Annotated in this window: 13 protein-coding genes; 9 read left to right on the forward strand and 4 right to left on the reverse strand. The window is 60.0% G+C overall.

The window, feature by feature from the left end; all coding sequences use genetic code 11:
• Nucleotides 1-135: 135 nt before the first annotated feature.
• Nucleotides 136-1,110 (reverse strand): serine/threonine protein kinase, encoded by a 975-nt coding sequence (locus ACNYC6_RS16065; protein WP_419708263.1) that lies wholly within the window; start codon nt 1,108-1,110, stop codon nt 136-138.
• Between the two features lie 328 nt (nt 1,111-1,438).
• Between ACNYC6_RS16065 and ACNYC6_RS16070 the strand changes: the two genes are divergently transcribed.
• The gene (locus tag ACNYC6_RS16070; RefSeq protein WP_419708264.1) at nt 1,439-2,386 is read left to right on the forward strand and encodes an IS110 family transposase; all 948 of its coding nucleotides are present in this window, start codon (nt 1,439-1,441) and stop codon (nt 2,384-2,386) included.
• A gap of 110 nt (nt 2,387-2,496) precedes the next feature.
• Here ACNYC6_RS16070 and ACNYC6_RS16075 read toward each other — a convergent pair whose 3' ends face one another.
• From ACNYC6_RS16075 to ACNYC6_RS16085, 3 genes are all read right to left on the reverse strand, one after another.
• Nucleotides 2,497-4,398 carry a PhoX family protein gene (locus tag ACNYC6_RS16075; protein WP_419708265.1) on the reverse strand — a complete coding sequence of 634 codons (1,902 nt, stop codon included), beginning with the start codon at nt 4,396-4,398 and terminating at the stop codon, nt 2,497-2,499.
• A 66-nt stretch (nt 4,399-4,464) separates the two neighbouring features.
• Nucleotides 4,465-5,229 carry a TOBE domain-containing protein gene (locus tag ACNYC6_RS16080; protein ID WP_419708266.1) on the reverse strand — a complete coding sequence of 255 codons (765 nt, stop codon included), beginning with the start codon at nt 5,227-5,229 and terminating at the stop codon, nt 4,465-4,467.
• Between the two features lie 63 nt (nt 5,230-5,292).
• On the reverse strand, nt 5,293-6,033 hold the full coding sequence (locus ACNYC6_RS16085) for a ComF family protein (protein ID WP_419708267.1): 741 nt from the start codon (nt 6,031-6,033) through the stop codon (nt 5,293-5,295).
• A 91-nt stretch (nt 6,034-6,124) separates the two neighbouring features.
• Here ACNYC6_RS16085 and bioB point away from each other — a divergent pair, with 91 nt between their 5' ends.
• From bioB to ACNYC6_RS16125, 8 genes are all read left to right on the forward strand, one after another.
• Complete coding sequence (gene bioB, locus ACNYC6_RS16090) at nt 6,125-7,180, forward strand: biotin synthase BioB (RefSeq protein ID WP_419708268.1); 1,056 nt, start codon at nt 6,125-6,127, stop codon at nt 7,178-7,180.
• A 143-nt stretch (nt 7,181-7,323) separates the two neighbouring features.
• Nucleotides 7,324-8,502, forward strand: a complete 1,179-nt coding sequence (gene bioF, locus ACNYC6_RS16095; RefSeq protein ID WP_419708269.1) for an 8-amino-7-oxononanoate synthase — start codon at nt 7,324-7,326, stop codon at nt 8,500-8,502.
• Nucleotides 8,495-9,226: an alpha/beta fold hydrolase gene (locus tag ACNYC6_RS16100; RefSeq protein ID WP_419708270.1), complete on the forward strand. Its 732-nt coding sequence runs from the start codon at nt 8,495-8,497 to the stop codon at nt 9,224-9,226. Before bioF ends, ACNYC6_RS16100 begins: the two co-directional genes overlap by 8 nt.
• Entirely contained in the window at nt 9,219-10,031 is an 813-nt protein-coding gene (gene bioC, locus ACNYC6_RS16105) for a malonyl-ACP O-methyltransferase BioC (protein ID WP_419708271.1), read from the forward strand. The genes ACNYC6_RS16100 and bioC overlap by 8 nt, the downstream gene beginning before the upstream one ends.
• Entirely contained in the window at nt 10,028-10,708 is a 681-nt protein-coding gene (gene bioD, locus ACNYC6_RS16110; protein WP_419708272.1) for a dethiobiotin synthase, read from the forward strand. The genes bioC and bioD overlap by 4 nt, the downstream gene beginning before the upstream one ends.
• A 107-nt stretch (nt 10,709-10,815) precedes the next feature.
• The gene (locus ACNYC6_RS16115) at nt 10,816-11,112 is read left to right on the forward strand and encodes a pyrroloquinoline quinone biosynthesis protein PqqE (RefSeq protein WP_419708273.1); all 297 of its coding nucleotides are present in this window, start codon (nt 10,816-10,818) and stop codon (nt 11,110-11,112) included.
• 277 nt (nt 11,113-11,389) lie between these two features.
• Nucleotides 11,390-13,195, forward strand: coding sequence for a phenylacyl-CoA dehydrogenase (locus ACNYC6_RS16120; RefSeq protein ID WP_419708274.1), 1,806 nt, complete (start codon nt 11,390-11,392; stop codon nt 13,193-13,195).
• 266 nt (nt 13,196-13,461) lie between these two features.
• Nucleotides 13,462-15,576, forward strand: coding sequence for a cytochrome-c peroxidase (locus ACNYC6_RS16125; RefSeq protein ID WP_419708275.1), 2,115 nt, complete (start codon nt 13,462-13,464; stop codon nt 15,574-15,576).
• Nucleotides 15,577-15,646: the final 70 nt, after the last annotated feature.

Genomic DNA, 15,646 nt, shown 5'->3' on the forward strand with positions numbered 1-15,646 from the left:
TTTCCCTGATGTGCTGGACCGTGTAGGAGCGAGCTTGCTCGCGATGGTCGTCAACGATAACGCGGGGAACCTGATGCCCCGGGTTGTTCTTGGGTTTTTCGCGAGCAAGCTCGCTCCTACAGGGGAGGGTGGCGTTTAGAAGAGCTTGAGGGGTTCTTCATTCAGCGCCGACAACTGTTCACGCAACGCCAACACTTGATCACCCCAATAACGCTCAGTACCGAACCACGGAAAGCTGCGCGGGAAAGCCGGGTCGTCCCAACGGCGGGCCAGCCAGGCGCTGTAGTGCATCAGGCGCAGGGCGCGCAGCGGTTCGATCAATGCCAGTTCCCGCGGATCGAAGTCGTGGAATTCGTTGTAGCCATCCATCAGTTCCGACAACTGCCCAAGACAGGCTTGGCGATCACCCGCCAGCATCATCCAGATGTCCTGCACCGCTGGTCCCATGCGGCAGTCGTCGAGGTCGACGATGTGGAACATCTCATCGCGGCACATCATGTTGCCGGGGTGGCAATCGCCGTGCATGCGGATGTTCTGGTGCGGCGTATTGCTGTAGGCATCTTCCACACGCTTGAGCAGATCGCGGGCGACGGACTCGTAGGCGGGCAGCAAGCTGCGGGGAATGAAATTGCCTTCGAGCAACGTCGTCAGCGAGTCATGGCCGAAGTTTTTCACCGCCAAAGCTTCGCGGTGCTCGAACGGCTTGGTCGAGCCCACCGCATGCAGGCGACCGAGCAGTTGCCCCAGGCGATACAGCTGATCGAGATTGCCCGGCTCCGGCGCACGGCCACCACGGCGGGGGAACAGGGTGAAACGGAAACCTTTGTGTTCGTGCAGGGTTTCACCGTTATGGATCAACGGCGCAACCACCGGCACCTCGACCTCGGTGAGTTCGAAGGTGAATTGGTGTTCTTCCTGAATCGCTTCATTGGTCCAGCGCTGCGGACGATAGAACTTGGCGATCAGTGGCTCGGAGTCTTCGATGCCGACCTGATAGACACGGTTCTCGTAGCTGTTGAGCGCCAGAATGCGTGCGTCGCTCAGGAAACCGATGCTTTCGACGGCATCGAGCACGAGGTCTGGGGTGAGGGTTTCAAACGGGTGGGCCATGCTGACTCCTGCGCGCAGCAGGCTGCTGCGTCCGGCCAGGCATGTTAGCGCAGACGGGGCTGCTTGAGTGGGCCGGGTTGAGAGGTGCGCTGTTTGGGTTGACGCCATCGCGAGCAGGCTCGCTTGTATGCTAGGACTTGAAGGGAGGAGGAGGGACAAGGCTCGATTCTGACTGTTAGCGCAGTACAGATCCGTGGGAGATTTCGCCCCTCCTCCTTTCACCCAAGCGCCGATAAAGAATGCATCTGGCTAGACCGACGATAGGAACAAGCCTGCGCCTCTGGGTGAGCCCTTCAAGTGCTCAAAACCATATCTCGGGGGATGTTTAATGGCAATGCCGGTTTCTGCTATCAAGCCAATCGTGGGCGTGGATGTCGCCAAGAGTGAGTTGATGATCTATCAGGCCGAACTGGATCTGCTTGAGACGCTTCCCAATAACAAGCCAGCCATCAAGAAATGGCTGAAAGCCTTGCTGGCACCGGTCGATATCGCTATTGAGTCGACCAATATCTATCACCTGGAGTTCGCCGACCTGGCCCATGAGGCCGGTTGCACCATTTACATGGTCGGTGGCTATGAACTGAGCCATTACCGCAAAGGTGTGAAAGTTCGCGCCAAAACTGACGCGCTGGATGCAAAGTTACTCGCTCGCTATCTGAAGAACGAGTATGAAGAGCTTCATCCATGGATTCCGCCATCGCCGTTGTACCGCTGCCTCTTGAGCCTTTTCCGCCGGCGCGCGGCGCTGGTTCAGGCGCGGGTTGGCTTGGTGCAGAGCTGGACAAATGAACCGCTGCTCAAAGCCGCTTTTGCCGAGCAAGTGGCCTCCATGCAGAGGCTTGAAGGGCTGGTCGAGAAAATGATCAACGACCGCCTGAAAGAAGCCGGCTTGCTTGCCCAGTTGAAGCGTTGCATGAAAGTCGAAGGTATCGGCTTTCTGACTGGTGCCCGCTTGATCGCGGCTTTTCAGCGAGGCGATTTCAGAAATGCAGATGCCTTCATCGCGTTTTTGGGGATGGATTTGCGGGTATCGCAGTCAGGACAAAAAGACGGTCGCCGCAGCCTGACCAAGCGCGGCGATCCGGAGGCGCGTCGGCTTTTGCACAACGCTGCCATGTCGGCCAGCCGCACAGCCGCCTGGAAAGGTTTTTACCAAGAACAAAGAGCTAAAGGGTTCAGTACTACGCAGGCACTGGTGATCTTGGCCCGTAAACTTGCCCGGATCGTATTTGCACTGCTGAAAGGGCAAGGTGAATACCAACCGAAAGCAGGTTGAAGGCTTCCCCTCAACCATAGAATCTCCCACATTGGTTCGTCTGTGTGCATGCAATCTTCGGCACAACAGAGATCACCTGTGGCAGCTAGCCTGCTAGCGATGAGGCCCGATCAGGCGCCGACGATCCCGCCATCCTCCCGGGTAATCGCAATCACCGACGAGCGCGGCTTGCCATTGGGCAAATGCTCGGGGAAAGTCGAGCCACCGGATTCACCCGGATGCTGAATCCCGATAAACAACGTCTTCTGATCCGGCGAGAAGCTGATCCCGGTCACTTCGCAACCAATTGGCCCGACCATGAAGCGGCGAATTTCACCGGACACCGGATCTGCGCAGAGCATCTGGTTGTTGCCCATGCCAGCGAAATCACCGGCATTGCTGGCATCGCCGTCGGTTTGAATCCACAACCGCCCGGCATCATCGAACGCCAGGCCGTCCGGGCTGTTGAACATGTTTTGCGGGGTGATGTTCGATGAGCCGCCCTTCGGCGTGCCGGCATGCACTTGCGGGTTGCCGGCCACTACAAACAGATCCCAGGCAAAAGTTTTCGACCCGTGATCGTCACGGTCGGTGCGCCAGCGCAGGATCTGCCCGTAGACGTTTTTCTCCCGCGGATTCGGCCCGCCCACCGGTTGCCCGTCATCACCGCGTTTGGCGTTGTTGGTCAGCGTGCAGTAAACCTGACCATCCTTGGGGCTGACCACGATCCATTCCGGGCGATCCATGCGCGTGGCTTTCACCACGCTGGCCGCCAGCCTCGCGTTGATCAGCACCTCGGCTTGATCGGCAAAACCGCTGCTGGCGTCAATGCCGTTTTTGCCGTGGGTCAACTCGATCCATTCGCCCTGGCCTTTCGGGTGGTCGGCGTTACCGTCGCCAGCGTCGAAAATCGCCACGTATAAAGTGCCGTGATCGAGCAGGTCGCGGTTGGCCTTGGGGTTTTTGTGGTTGATCTTGTCGCGGCTGACGAATTTGTAGATGAATTCGCCGCGCTCATCGTCGCCCATGTACACCACGGCGTGTCCGTCGCGGGTTTCTGCCAGGGCGGCGTTTTCATGTTTGAAGCGGCCCAGTGCGGTGCGCTTGACCGGGGTCGATTGCGGATCGAACGGGTTGATTTCGACCACCCAGCCATGACGGTTGAGTTCGTTGGGATTCTTCGCCAGGTCGAAGCGCGGATCGTGTGGGTGCCAGTTGATCTCTTTGCTGGTCACCACTGCACCGTAGCGTTTCTGTGCGGCGTTGAATGTCTGCTCGGCATTGCTGCTGCCGAAGCAATCGGTGAAGTTCTCTTCGCAGGTCAGATAGGTGCCCCACGGTGTCTTGCCGTTGGCACAGTTCTGGAACGTGCCGAGGACTGTCTTGCCGTGCGGGTCAGCACTGGTTTTCAGCAGGTCGTGACCGGCGGCCGGGCCGCTCAGGTTGATCGGCGAATTGCCGTGGATGCGTCGGTTGTAGCGCGAGTCCTGAACGAATTGCCAGTGGCCGTTCTTGCGCTGCACTTCAATCACCGACACACCTTCGCAAGCCTGCGCTTTGCGCACGTCTTCGGCCGATTGCGGTATTCCGGCGTGGGGGTAGAGGTAGCGGTAATTGGTGTATTCGTTGTTGATCGCCATCAGCGCGCGATGGTTGTCGCCGGGAAAGGCAAACAGGCTCATGCCGTCGTTGTTGTCGCCGAACTGGAGTTCCTGCTGCTCGGCCGTGCCATTGCCGCTTGGGTCGAAGGCCGGGCCGTTTTTATGCAGGGGCTGACCCCAGCTGATCAGCACCGAAGACTTGTAGCCTGGCGGCAGGCTGATGCTGTCGGCAGTGGCGGTGGGAATGCTCTCAAAGCCCAACAGCTTGCTGTTGCCGGCGCTGACACTGGCGGCCAGCGCGCTGCGGCTCAAGAGGTTGCCGCCCAAAAACATCGCGGCGCCGCACAACGCGCCTGCACTGATGAATCCACGGCGACTGAGGCCGACCATCTGTTCGAGGTCGGTGGACTGGTTTTCTTCTAATAGGCTCATTTCAGGCTCCCTGCGATTTGTGCAGACACCTTAATGACGGGAAATGAAGGATTTGTTGCAGTGCGTTTATAGCGGCGTGCCGAGCAGAACCCTGGACGGTGAAAACTCCACGCGCACCGGTTTGCCAGTATCCAGCCCGAGGTCTTTCAGGTGCCAGGGTTCGGCCAGGGCGCACAGGGTCAAGCCATTCGGCAGGGTAATGCGCACTTCGCTGGGGCCGTCTTCGGCGTCGAGGATCTGCTCGATGGTGCCCATCAAGCCATTGTTGCCGGGCGTTGCGGGGGCGTCGCGGGTCATCACGTCAAGCCAACCCGCCTTGATCAGGGCCACCACTTCGGTGCCGATCTGCAAGTCCAGTCGCTCGGTGCTGTCGTGGGTAATTTGCGCGTCGACGATCAGGTTTTCGGCCATCTCCAGGCGAATCAGGTCGTTGCGCCCCTGAGGCTTGATCGCTGCAACTTTGCCGTGCAATTGGTTGCGCGCGCTGGTGCGCAGCATCAAGCGCCCGAGCAAGTCCAGGTCGCTGGCATCTTCGGCCGCTTCCAGCACCTGAGCCTGCAACGCTTGCAGCTTTTGATACAGGCGCAACACTCGTTCACCTTCGCTGGACAGTTTGGCGCCGCCACCGCCCTTGCCGCCGACACTGCGCTCCACCAACGGTTTTTGCGCAAGGTTGTTCAGCTCATCGATGGCGTCCCACGCCGCCTTGTAGCTCAGGCCCGCGCTTTTTGCGGCGCGGGTGATCGAGCCCTGCTCGGCGATGTGTTGCAGCAGGGCAATGCGTTGCGGGCGGCGGACAATGTGCTGGGACAACAACGTAGGCAGGGACATGGCATGGCGCTTTGGGCTGTGACGGTGGTAAGGACGTTGGCTGCTCGAAGCGCGCGAGTCAAGTCAGGTGGACTCGCCGGGTTTGGGTGTGCGCGCCAGGCAATAGATGTCGACCCGTGCGGCGCCGGCGTCCGTCAGCAGGCGGGCGAGTGCTTGTGCGGTGGCGCCGGTGGTTAACACGTCATCCACCAGCGCGAGATGACGGCCCTTGAACGATGCTTCGGGCGTGAGGGCGAAGGCGTTGCGCAGATTTTTTTTGCGAGCTTCGGCGTTGAGGGTTTGTTGAGCACCGGTGTCTTGTGTCCTCAGTAGCGATCGTTCATCGCAGGGGATGTGCAGGGCTGTGCTGAGCCAGCGCGCCAGCATCGCGGCCTGATTGAATCCGCGTTGACGCAGTCGTCGAGTGGCCAGTGGCACCGGCAGCAACAAGTCAGGTTGTGGTAGATCATCTTCGAAGCGATGTTGCAGGGCTTGGGTAAGAAGTTCGCCGAGCAGGTGGCCAAACGGCCATTTCGCGTTGTGTTTGAAGCGGGTGATCAGGCTGTCGATCGGGAAGCTGTAGGTCCAGGGTGCGATGACTCGCTCGAAGGCTGGCGGCTGGCTCAGGCATTGGCCGCACGTCAGGCCCGCAACGGGCAGCGGCAAGGCGCAGCACTGGCAGTGATCGCCGAGCCAGGGCAGGTCGGTTTCGCAGGCCATGCAAATGGGGGTGGTGCCATCGGCGCCTTCATCGCAGAGCAAACAGAATTGTTTGTTTTTTAACCAGATGTAAACCTGTTTTTTGTATCGTGGTTGACAGCGCATCGCTCTTCCTTAAATATGCCGAACATCCGTGTTGCGCCTGTGGGTATTCCGTTCCCCAGTCGCTTGCCCAGCATAAATCAAGGAACCGCCCATGAGCGCCAGCACCACTGCAACCCTGCGTCATGACTGGACTTTGGCCGAAGTCAAAGCACTCTTCGTTCAACCCTTCAATGACCTGCTGTTCCAGGCGCAGACGGTGCACCGCGCGCATTTCGACGCCAACCGCGTTCAGGTGTCGACCCTGCTGTCGATCAAAACCGGCGCCTGCCCGGAAGATTGCAAATATTGTCCGCAGTCCGGTCACTACAACACCGGCCTGGAAAAAGAAAAACTGATGGAAGTGCAGAAGGTCCTCGAAGAGGCCGCTCGCGCCAAGGCCATCGGTTCGACCCGTTTCTGCATGGGCGCGGCGTGGAAGCATCCGTCGGCCAAAGACATGCCGTATGTGCTGAAGATGGTTGAAGGCGTGAAAGCGCTGGGCCTGGAAACCTGCATGACGTTGGGTCGCCTGGATCAGGATCAGACCGAAGCACTGGCCAAGGCCGGTCTCGACTACTACAACCACAACCTCGACACCTCGCCCGAGTTCTACGGCAGCATCATCACCACCCGCACCTATAGCGAGCGCCTGCAAACCCTGGCCTACGTGCGTGATTCGGGAATGAAGATCTGCTCCGGCGGCATCCTCGGCATGGGCGAGTCGCTGGACGACCGCGCGAACCTGCTGATCCAGTTGGCCAACCTGCCGGAGCATCCGGAGTCGGTGCCGATCAACATGCTGGTGAAAGTCGCCGGTACGCCGCTGGAAAACGCCGAGGACGTCGACCCGTTCGACTTCATCCGCATGCTCGCCGTTGCGCGGATCCTGATGCCGCAATCCCACGTGCGCCTGTCCGCTGGCCGCGAGGCGATGAACGAGCAGATGCAGGCCCTGGCGTTCTTCGCCGGTGCCAACTCGATTTTCTACGGCGAAAAACTGCTGACCACCGCCAACCCGCAGGCCGACAAGGATATGCAACTGTTCTCGCGCTTGGGCATCCTGCCGGAAGCCCGCGAAGAACACGCCGACGAAGTGCATCAGGCCGCCATCGAGCAGGCGCTGGTGGAGCAGAAGAGCAGCGAGCAGTTCTATAACGCGGCGGTCTGATCGTCAGGAGTGCAAAACCCTGTAGGAGCGAGCTTGCTCGCGATGGCATCAGTCCAGTCGACATCAATGTTGAATGTGACACCGCAATCGCGAGCAGGCTCGCTCCCACAGGGGATCTGTGTCATTTGAAAGTCGAGGCCTGCATGTCTTTCGATCTCGCCGCACGCCTGGCTGCCCGTCGTGCCGAAAACCTTTACCGCCAGCGTCCGTTGCTCGAAAGCCCACAGGGGCCTGAAGTAGTGGTCGACGGCCAGTCGTTGCTGGCGTTCTGCAACAACGACTACCTGGGCCTGGCCAATCATCCGCAAGTGATCGAGGCCTGGCGTGCGGGTGCTTCGAAGTGGGGTGTCGGTGGCGGAGCTTCGCATCTGGTCATCGGCCATAGCGGTCCGCATCACGCACTCGAAGAAGCCTTGGCCGACCTTACCGGCCGTCCGCGCGCCTTGCTGTTCACCACCGGCTACATGGCCAACCTCGGCGCAGTCACGGCGCTGGTGGGGCAGGGCGATACGGTGCTGGAAGACCGGCTCAATCACGCATCGCTGCTGGACGCGGGGCTGTTGTCCGGCGCGCGGTTCAATCGCTATTTGCACAACGACGCAGCGAGCCTGGCCACACGGCTTGAAAAAGCCACCGGCAATACGCTGGTGGTCACCGATGGCGTGTTCAGCATGGACGGCGACATCGCCGATCTGCCGGCGCTGGCGCGGGAAGCCAAGGCCAAAGGCGCGTGGCTGATGGTCGATGATGCGCATGGTTTTGGCCCGTTGGGCGCCAACGGCGGCGGCATCGTTGAGCATTTCGGCCTGAACATGGACGACGTGCCGGTGCTGGTCGGCACCCTCGGCAAGGCATTCGGTACGGCGGGGGCGTTTGTGGCCGGCAGCGAAGAGCTGATCGAGAGCCTGATCCAGTTCGCCCGGCCTTACATCTACACCACCAGCCAGCCACCGGCCCTTGCCTATGCGACGTTGAAAAGCCTGGAGCTTTTGCGCAGCGAACACTGGCGACGTGAACATTTGCAAACGTTGATCCGACAGTTCCGCCACGGCGCCGAGCAGATCGGCCTGGAGTTGATGGACAGCTTCACACCGATTCAGCCGATCATGATCGGTGACGCCGGGCGCGCGGTGCGTTTGTCGCAGATGTTGCGTGAACGCGGTTTGATGGTGACGGCGATCCGCCCGCCAACCGTGCCCGCCGGCAGCGCCCGACTGCGGGTCACCCTGACCGCCGCCCACAGCGAGGCGCAGGTGCAGCTATTGTTAGAAGGACTGGCCGATTGTTTCGAACGACTGGGACCGGAGCCGAGCCATGCGTGATCGACTGATTCTGCTGCCCGGTTGGGGTCTCGGAGTTTCGCCGCTGGAACCATTGGCAGCAGCCTTGCGCGGCTTGGACGAACACCTGCGTGTGGAAATCGAGCCCTTGCCGGAGCTGGAATCGAGCGACCTCGAAGACTGGCTCGATGAGCTCGATTCGACGGTGCCGCAAGACGCATGGCTCGGCGGTTGGTCGTTGGGCGGCATGCTCGCATCCGAGTTGGCGGCGCGTCGTGGTGATCGTTGTTGCGGTTTGATGACGCTGGCGAGCAATCCTTCTTTTGTCAGCCATGAGCAATGGCCAAGCGCGATGCCCGGGGAAACCTTCGATGCGTTTCTGGCAGGGTGCGCTGTCGATCCGCGTACGACGTTGAAGCGCTTCTCACTGCTTTGTGCACAGGGTGCCGATGACCCGCGCGGACTGTCACGGTTATTGCTCGGTGGCGCGCCACATACCTCGGCATCGGTTTTGATGAGCGGCCTGGAGTTACTCGCACAACTGGATACCCGCCATGCCTTGCAGGCCTTTCGCGGTCCGCAACTGCACTTGTTCGGCGGCCTCGACGGACTGGTTCCCGCCGAGGCGGCAGGCGAGTTGTTCGCGTTGACCCCGGATATCGAAATCGGCCTGATCGAACAGGCCAGCCACGCGTTTCTTCTGGAAGATCCCCACGGTGTGGCGGGGGCGATCCAGGCTTTTTTACATGAGTCCGGTGATGACTGATTTATCTCTCCCCAACCTGCCCGGCGGTTTGCCTGACAAACGCCAGGTAGCGGCCTCTTTTTCCCGCGCGGCAGCGAGCTACGACAGCGTGGCTGAGTTGCAGCGCGATGTGGGCCGCCAGTTGCTCAGTCGTTTGCCGGATGATTTTGTGCCGGGACGCTGGCTCGACCTGGGATGTGGCACCGGGCATTTCAGTCGCGAGTTGGCTGAGCGGTTTCCGACCGGTCACGGGGTGGCGCTGGACATCGCCGAAGGCATGCTCAATCACGCCCGGCCATTGGGCGGCGCCATGCATTTTGTCGCGGGTGATGCCGAGCGTTTGCCGTTGCGCGACTCAACCTGTGATCTGATCTTCTCCAGCCTGGCGGTGCAGTGGTGTGCGGACTTCGCGTCGGTGCTCAGCGAAGCTCATCGCGTGCTCAAACCTGGCGGAATTTTCGCGTTTGCTAGTCTGTGCGTGGGCACGTTGGTTGAACTGCGTGACAGCTGGCGCCAAGTGGACGGCATGGTGCACGTCAACCGCTTCCGCGAGTTTGCGGTTTATGAACAGCTCTGTGCGGCCAGCGGCTTGCAGGCGATCAGTCTGCAAACCCGTCCTCATGTGCTGTATTACCCGGATGTGCGCAGCCTGACCCATGAACTGAAGGCGCTGGGTGCACATAATCTTAATCCGGGGCGGCCGGGCGGTCTGACTGGCCGGGCGCGGATTTTGGGTTTGATTGGGGCTTACGAGCAGTTTCGACAGGCCCAAGGCCTGCCGGCGACTTATCAAGTGGTATATGCCGTTATGGAGAAACCCTTATGAGCGCAGCCTATTTCATCACCGGCACCGACACTGATGTCGGCAAAACCACAGTGGCCGCCGGTTTGCTGCACGCAGCGCGGTCGGCGGGCCTGAGCACGGCGGCGGGTAAACCGGTCGCCTCCGGTTGCGACGTGACACCCAAGGGCTTGCGCAACGCCGATGCACTGGCGCTGCTGGCGGAATGTTCGTTGCCGCTGAGTTATCAACAGGTCAATCCGGTGGCGTTCGAACCACCCATCGCCCCGCACCTGGCGGCACGCGAGGCGGGTATGGCGCTGACGGTGCAGTCGCTGTTGGTACCCATGCGAGAGATTCTCGACATGCAGGCCGATTTCACCTTGATCGAAGGCGCCGGTGGCTGGCGCGTGCCACTGGCGGATCAGGACAATCTGTCGGACCTGGCGATGGCGCTGGATCTGCCGGTGATTCTGGTGGTTGGCGTGCGCCTGGGCTGCATCAACCACGCGTTGCTCACGGCCGAGGCGATTGCCCAGGACGGTTTGCAGTTGGCGGGGTGGGTGGCCAACATCATCGATCCGAAGACCTCGCGTCTTGAAGAAAACCTGGCGACGCTGGCCGAACGCATCCCGGCGCCGTGCCTGGGGCGGGTGCCGAAACTCAAGGTTGTGACGGCCGAAGCGGTGGCGGAGCATCTTCAACTGGATCTGCTGGACTAGAGTTTGCCTATGACAAGGCACTGTGCCATTAGTGTTTTTGACGGGCGTTTTGCCGGCGGGTCTGCTTCAATGGCCGCTGTTGATCCTTCAGAAGGACGAGTTCTCCCATGGAAATCTCAGGAAACACCGCTTTCTATGCCGGTCTGAGCACCATTCAGACAGGGCAGAACCGTGTCGATCAAGCCGCCGGGCAGATCGCCAACAATACGATCGAGCGTTCGGTCACCAGCCAGTCTTCCGAGATCCAGGCCGATCGCCTGCGTTCTGTCGACCGAAGCCAGCAATCGGATGTGGCCAGCAACATGTTGGAAATGGCCCAGGGCAAATTTCAGGTGGAACTGGGCGCCAAAGTCGCCAAGGCATCCGATGAAGTGCTCGGAACGCTGATCGATACGTTCGCCTGATTCTTCGCTGAACCCGCACCGCTGACGCCGCGATCATTCGCGGCGTTTTTCTGCGTAAGTCCTTCTCTGCAAACTATTCTTTCCTACACTGCGTGTTGCTTGTGCGACGACGCGGCGCAACTGTGCGCATCCGTGTCGCGCTGCTCGATGACGGGCGGCAAAAGATCGACGCTTGACAAGATTTGGTCGTAAACGTATGTTTCAAACAACTGTTTGACCGTCACAACAAATCAACACGGTCGTTCATTCCCGGTTACATCAGCAGAGGTTTATCGCTATGCCTGACTACAAGGCCCCCTTGCGTGATATTCGCTTCGTACGTGACGAACTGCTCGGTTACGAAGCGCATTATCAGAGCCTTCCGGCTTGTGCGGACGCAACTCCGGACATGGTTTCCGCCATTCTCGAGGAAGGCGCCAAGTTTTGTGAGCAGGTACTGGCTCCGCTGAACCGTGTGGGCGACCTCGAAGGCTGCACCTGGAGCGAGTCCGGCGTTAAGACCCCGACCGGCTTCAAGGAAGCCTACAAGCAATTCGTCGAAGGCGGCTGGCCAAGCCTGGCCCACGACGTCGAGCACGGTGGCCAAGGCCTGCCGGAATCCCTGGGTCTGGCCATCAGCGAAATGGTTGGCGAATCCAACTGGTCGTGGGGCATGTACCCTGGCCTGTCCCATGGCGCGATGAACACCATCTCCGAGCACGGCACGCCTGAGCAGCAAGAGGCTTACCTGACCAAGCTGGTTTCCGGCGAATGGACCGGCACCATGTGCCTGACCGAACCGCACTGCGGTACCGACCTGGGCATGCTGCGCACCAAGGCCGAGCCTCAAGCCGACGGTTCCTACAAGGTTTCCGGCACCAAGATCTTCATCTCGGCCGGTGAACACGACATGGCCGACAACATCGTCCACATCGTGCTGGCCCGCCTGCCGGATGCACCGGCCGGTACCAAAGGCATTTCCCTGTTCATCGTGCCGAAGTTCCTGCCGAACGCAGACGGTTCGGTCGGTGAGCGCAACGCAGTGGCCTGTGGTTCCCTGGAACACAAGATGGGCATCCACGGCAACGCCACCTGCGTGATGAACTTCGACGCGGCCACCGGTTACCTGATTGGCCCGGCGAACAAAGGCCTGAACTGCATGTTCACCTTCATGAACACCGCACGTCTGGGTACCGCGCTGCAAGGTCTGGCCCACGCTGAAATCGGCTTCCAGGGCGGTCTGAAGTACGCTCGCGATCGCCTGCAAATGCGCTCGCTGACTGGCCCGAAAGCGCCGGACAAAGCGGCTGACCCGATCATCGTGCACCCAGACGTACGCCGCATGCTGTTGACCATGAAGGCGTTCGCCGAAGGCAACCGTGCGATGGTTTACTTCACCGCCAAGCAAGTCGACATCGTCAAGTACGGTGTGGACGAAGAAGAGAAGAAGAAAGCCGACGCACTGCTGGCTTTCATGACTCCAATTGCCAAAGCTTTCATGACCGAAGTTGGTTTTGAATCGGCCAACCACGGCGTACAAATCTACGGCGGCCACGGCTTCATCGCCGAGTGGGGCATGGAGCAGAACGTTCGCGACAGCCGCATTTCGATGCTGTACGAAGGCACCACCGGTATCCAGGCACTCGACCTGCTGGGCCGTAAAGTGCTGATGACTCAAGGCGAAGCCCTCAAAGGCTTCACCAAGATCGTCCACAAGTTCTGCCAGAACAACGAAGGCAACGAAGCCGTCAAAGAGTTCATCGCACCGCTGGCTGCAATCAACAAGGAATGGGGCGAGTTGACCATGAAGGTCGGTATGGCCGCCATGAAGGATCGCGAAGAAGTCGGCGCGGCCTCCGTGGACTACCTGATGTACTCCGGTTATGCCTGCCTGGCCTACTTCTGGGCTGACATGGCACGCCTGGCGGCCGAGCAACTGGCTGCCGGCACTTCCGAAGAGGCGTTCTACACCGCCAAGCTGCAGACGGCGCGCTTCTACTTCCAGCGCATCCTGCCGCGTACCCGCACTCACGTTGCAACCATGCTGTCGGGCGCCAACAACCTGATGGACATGAAAGAAGAAGACTTCGCACTGGGCTACTAAGCCTTAGCGCCGTTCTTCACAAAAACCGCCGCTCTTTCGGGAGCGGCGGTTTTTTTTGCGTTGGACCCCAACTGTGGGGGAATTTCCCCAGCAGAAACGGTGAAAGTGCGCAGCTGAACCCCATATTTATTGATGCAAAATGTTTCGAGATGAATGGCAAATTAATTGCACTGCGCTGATTAACCGGCGCTAACGAGAAATCCTGTCTTGTTCATCGAAGCCTCTCGCCCGGCGAACTCATAACAACAACAGTCAGGGTGAAGCACATGGACATCTGTCGACTTGTTCGTTTGACCGTCTGGTTATCCATCGTTTTCTCAACCACCGGTGCAGTGGCGGCCGCGCCCGAAGAGGTGGAGCCCCCTGTACCGGAAGTACCTAGCCTGCAATCGCTGCGCGGCATGATGCCGCCGGACCCTTCCGGTACCGAAGGCGGGCGCAAGGTCGACCTGATGACCGATTACGTGCTCAACCGCTCGGCGGCGGTCCTGCTGGGCAAGGCCCTGTTCTGGGACATGGAGGTCGGCAGCGACAGCACCACCGCTTGCGCGTCCTGCCACTACCACGCCGGTGTCGATCACCGGACCACCAACCAGATCAACCCGGGCCAGGCCCACACCAACGCCAACGTCGCATCGATTTTCAACAAGCCGTTCATGGCCTCCGACATTCCCGGCGACGTGCCGTCCTATACGACCAAATCCGGGAGTAAGGGGGGGCCGAACTACCTGCTGAAGAAAACCGACTTCCCGACCCATGTGCTGGCCAATCCGCTGGATCGAAATTCGGCGATTGTCTATTCCAGCGACGACGTGATCGGTTCCCAAGGCGTGTTCGACGCCAACTTCGTCAAACCCAACCAGCCGCGCTTCGACAAATGCACGCAGCAACCGGACGGGATCTTTCAGGTCGGCGGGGTCAATGTGCGACGCAGCACCGGGCGCAACGCGCCGTCGGTGATCAACGCCGCGTTCAACGTGCGCAACTTCTGGGATGGCCGGGCCAACAATGTGTTCAACGGCTTCTCGCCTTTCGGAAACCGTGATCCGGATGCCGGGATCTATGTAACGAAGGACAGCAGCGGCGTGGCCCTCAAGGTTCGGCTCGCGCTCAACGATGCCTCCGCGGCTTCGCAAGCCGTCGGGCCTCCCGGCAGCGCAGTGGAAATGTCCTGCGGTGGGCGTACGTTTGCCGACATCGGCCGGCGCATGCTCGATACGTTGATGCTCAAGCAACAGCGGATTGCCTCCACCGACTCGGTGCTGGGACCTGTGTCCGGTGCCCGCAGGCCCACCTACCGCGAGCTGATCAAGAACGCTTTCCAGCCACGGCTGTGGAACGCCACGCAGCAGGTGTCGGTGGGCGGCGCGCCTTATACCCAGATGGAAGCCAACTTCCCGTTGTTCTTCGGCCTGGCGATCCAGATGTATGAAGCCACGCTGGTCTCCGATCAAGCGCCGCTGGACGCCTATTTGCAAGGCGATCACACGGCTATGAACGAGCAGCAAGTGCAGGGCATGAACCTGTTTCTGGGCAAGGGCAAATGCGTCAATTGCCACGGTGGCGCGGAGCTGACCAACGCTGCCAGTCGCTTGCAGTTCCATCCCCGCGAGCGCATCGAACGCATGGTCATGGCGGACAACCTGACCACGCTCTACGACAACGGTTTCTACAACACTGGCGTGCGTCCAACCTCGGAAGACCTGGCGCTCGGTGGCGCGGATGCCTGGGGCAATCCTTTATCCTTCACTCGTGAGTACAACACCGTACTGCAAGGCGGGAAGATTCCTGATCCGCTGGATGTCGACGTGTGCACCTTCGAAGCACCATTGAGTGCAGCGATTCCCTGCGATGCAACGCAGCTGCCGAATGTCGGTTTCCGTGATGCGGTCGATGGCGCCTTCAAGACACCGACACTGCGCAACATCGCGCTGACCGGGCCGTATTTCCATAATGGCAGCCGTTCAACGCTCAAGCAGGTGATGGAGTTCTACAACCGCGGCGGCGACCGGCGCGGCGAGGATGCGAGCAACACCAGCGGTTTCGAGCATCCGTCGGTCAATCAGCACAACGGTTCGAACCTTGATCCGGACATGACCAACCTGAACCTGACCCCGGATGAGATTGATGCACTGGTCAAATTCATGGAAGTCGGATTGACCGACCCGAGAGTCGCGTGGGAACGGGCGCCGTTTGATCATCCGTCGCTGGTGCTTGCGCAAGGCCACGTGGGCGATGAAAACGCCGTCACGCAAAAACCGGTCAGCCCGAAAATCACCACTCGCCAGGCACTGGACGCGAACATTCAGCTCAAGCCGATTGGTGCAGAGGGCCGCAGACCTGAGGAAGGGGCGTTGCAGCCGTTCAACAACGACATTTGATTGGGTTCCCCTTGCGTCACTGGCGGTTTCGATGGCTGCCAGTGACGTTTTTTTAAAAATACCTTAGTAA

Source organism: Pseudomonas sp. NFX224 (assembly GCF_048565165.1).
Taxonomy (GTDB): Bacteria; Pseudomonadota; Gammaproteobacteria; order Pseudomonadales; family Pseudomonadaceae; genus Aquipseudomonas.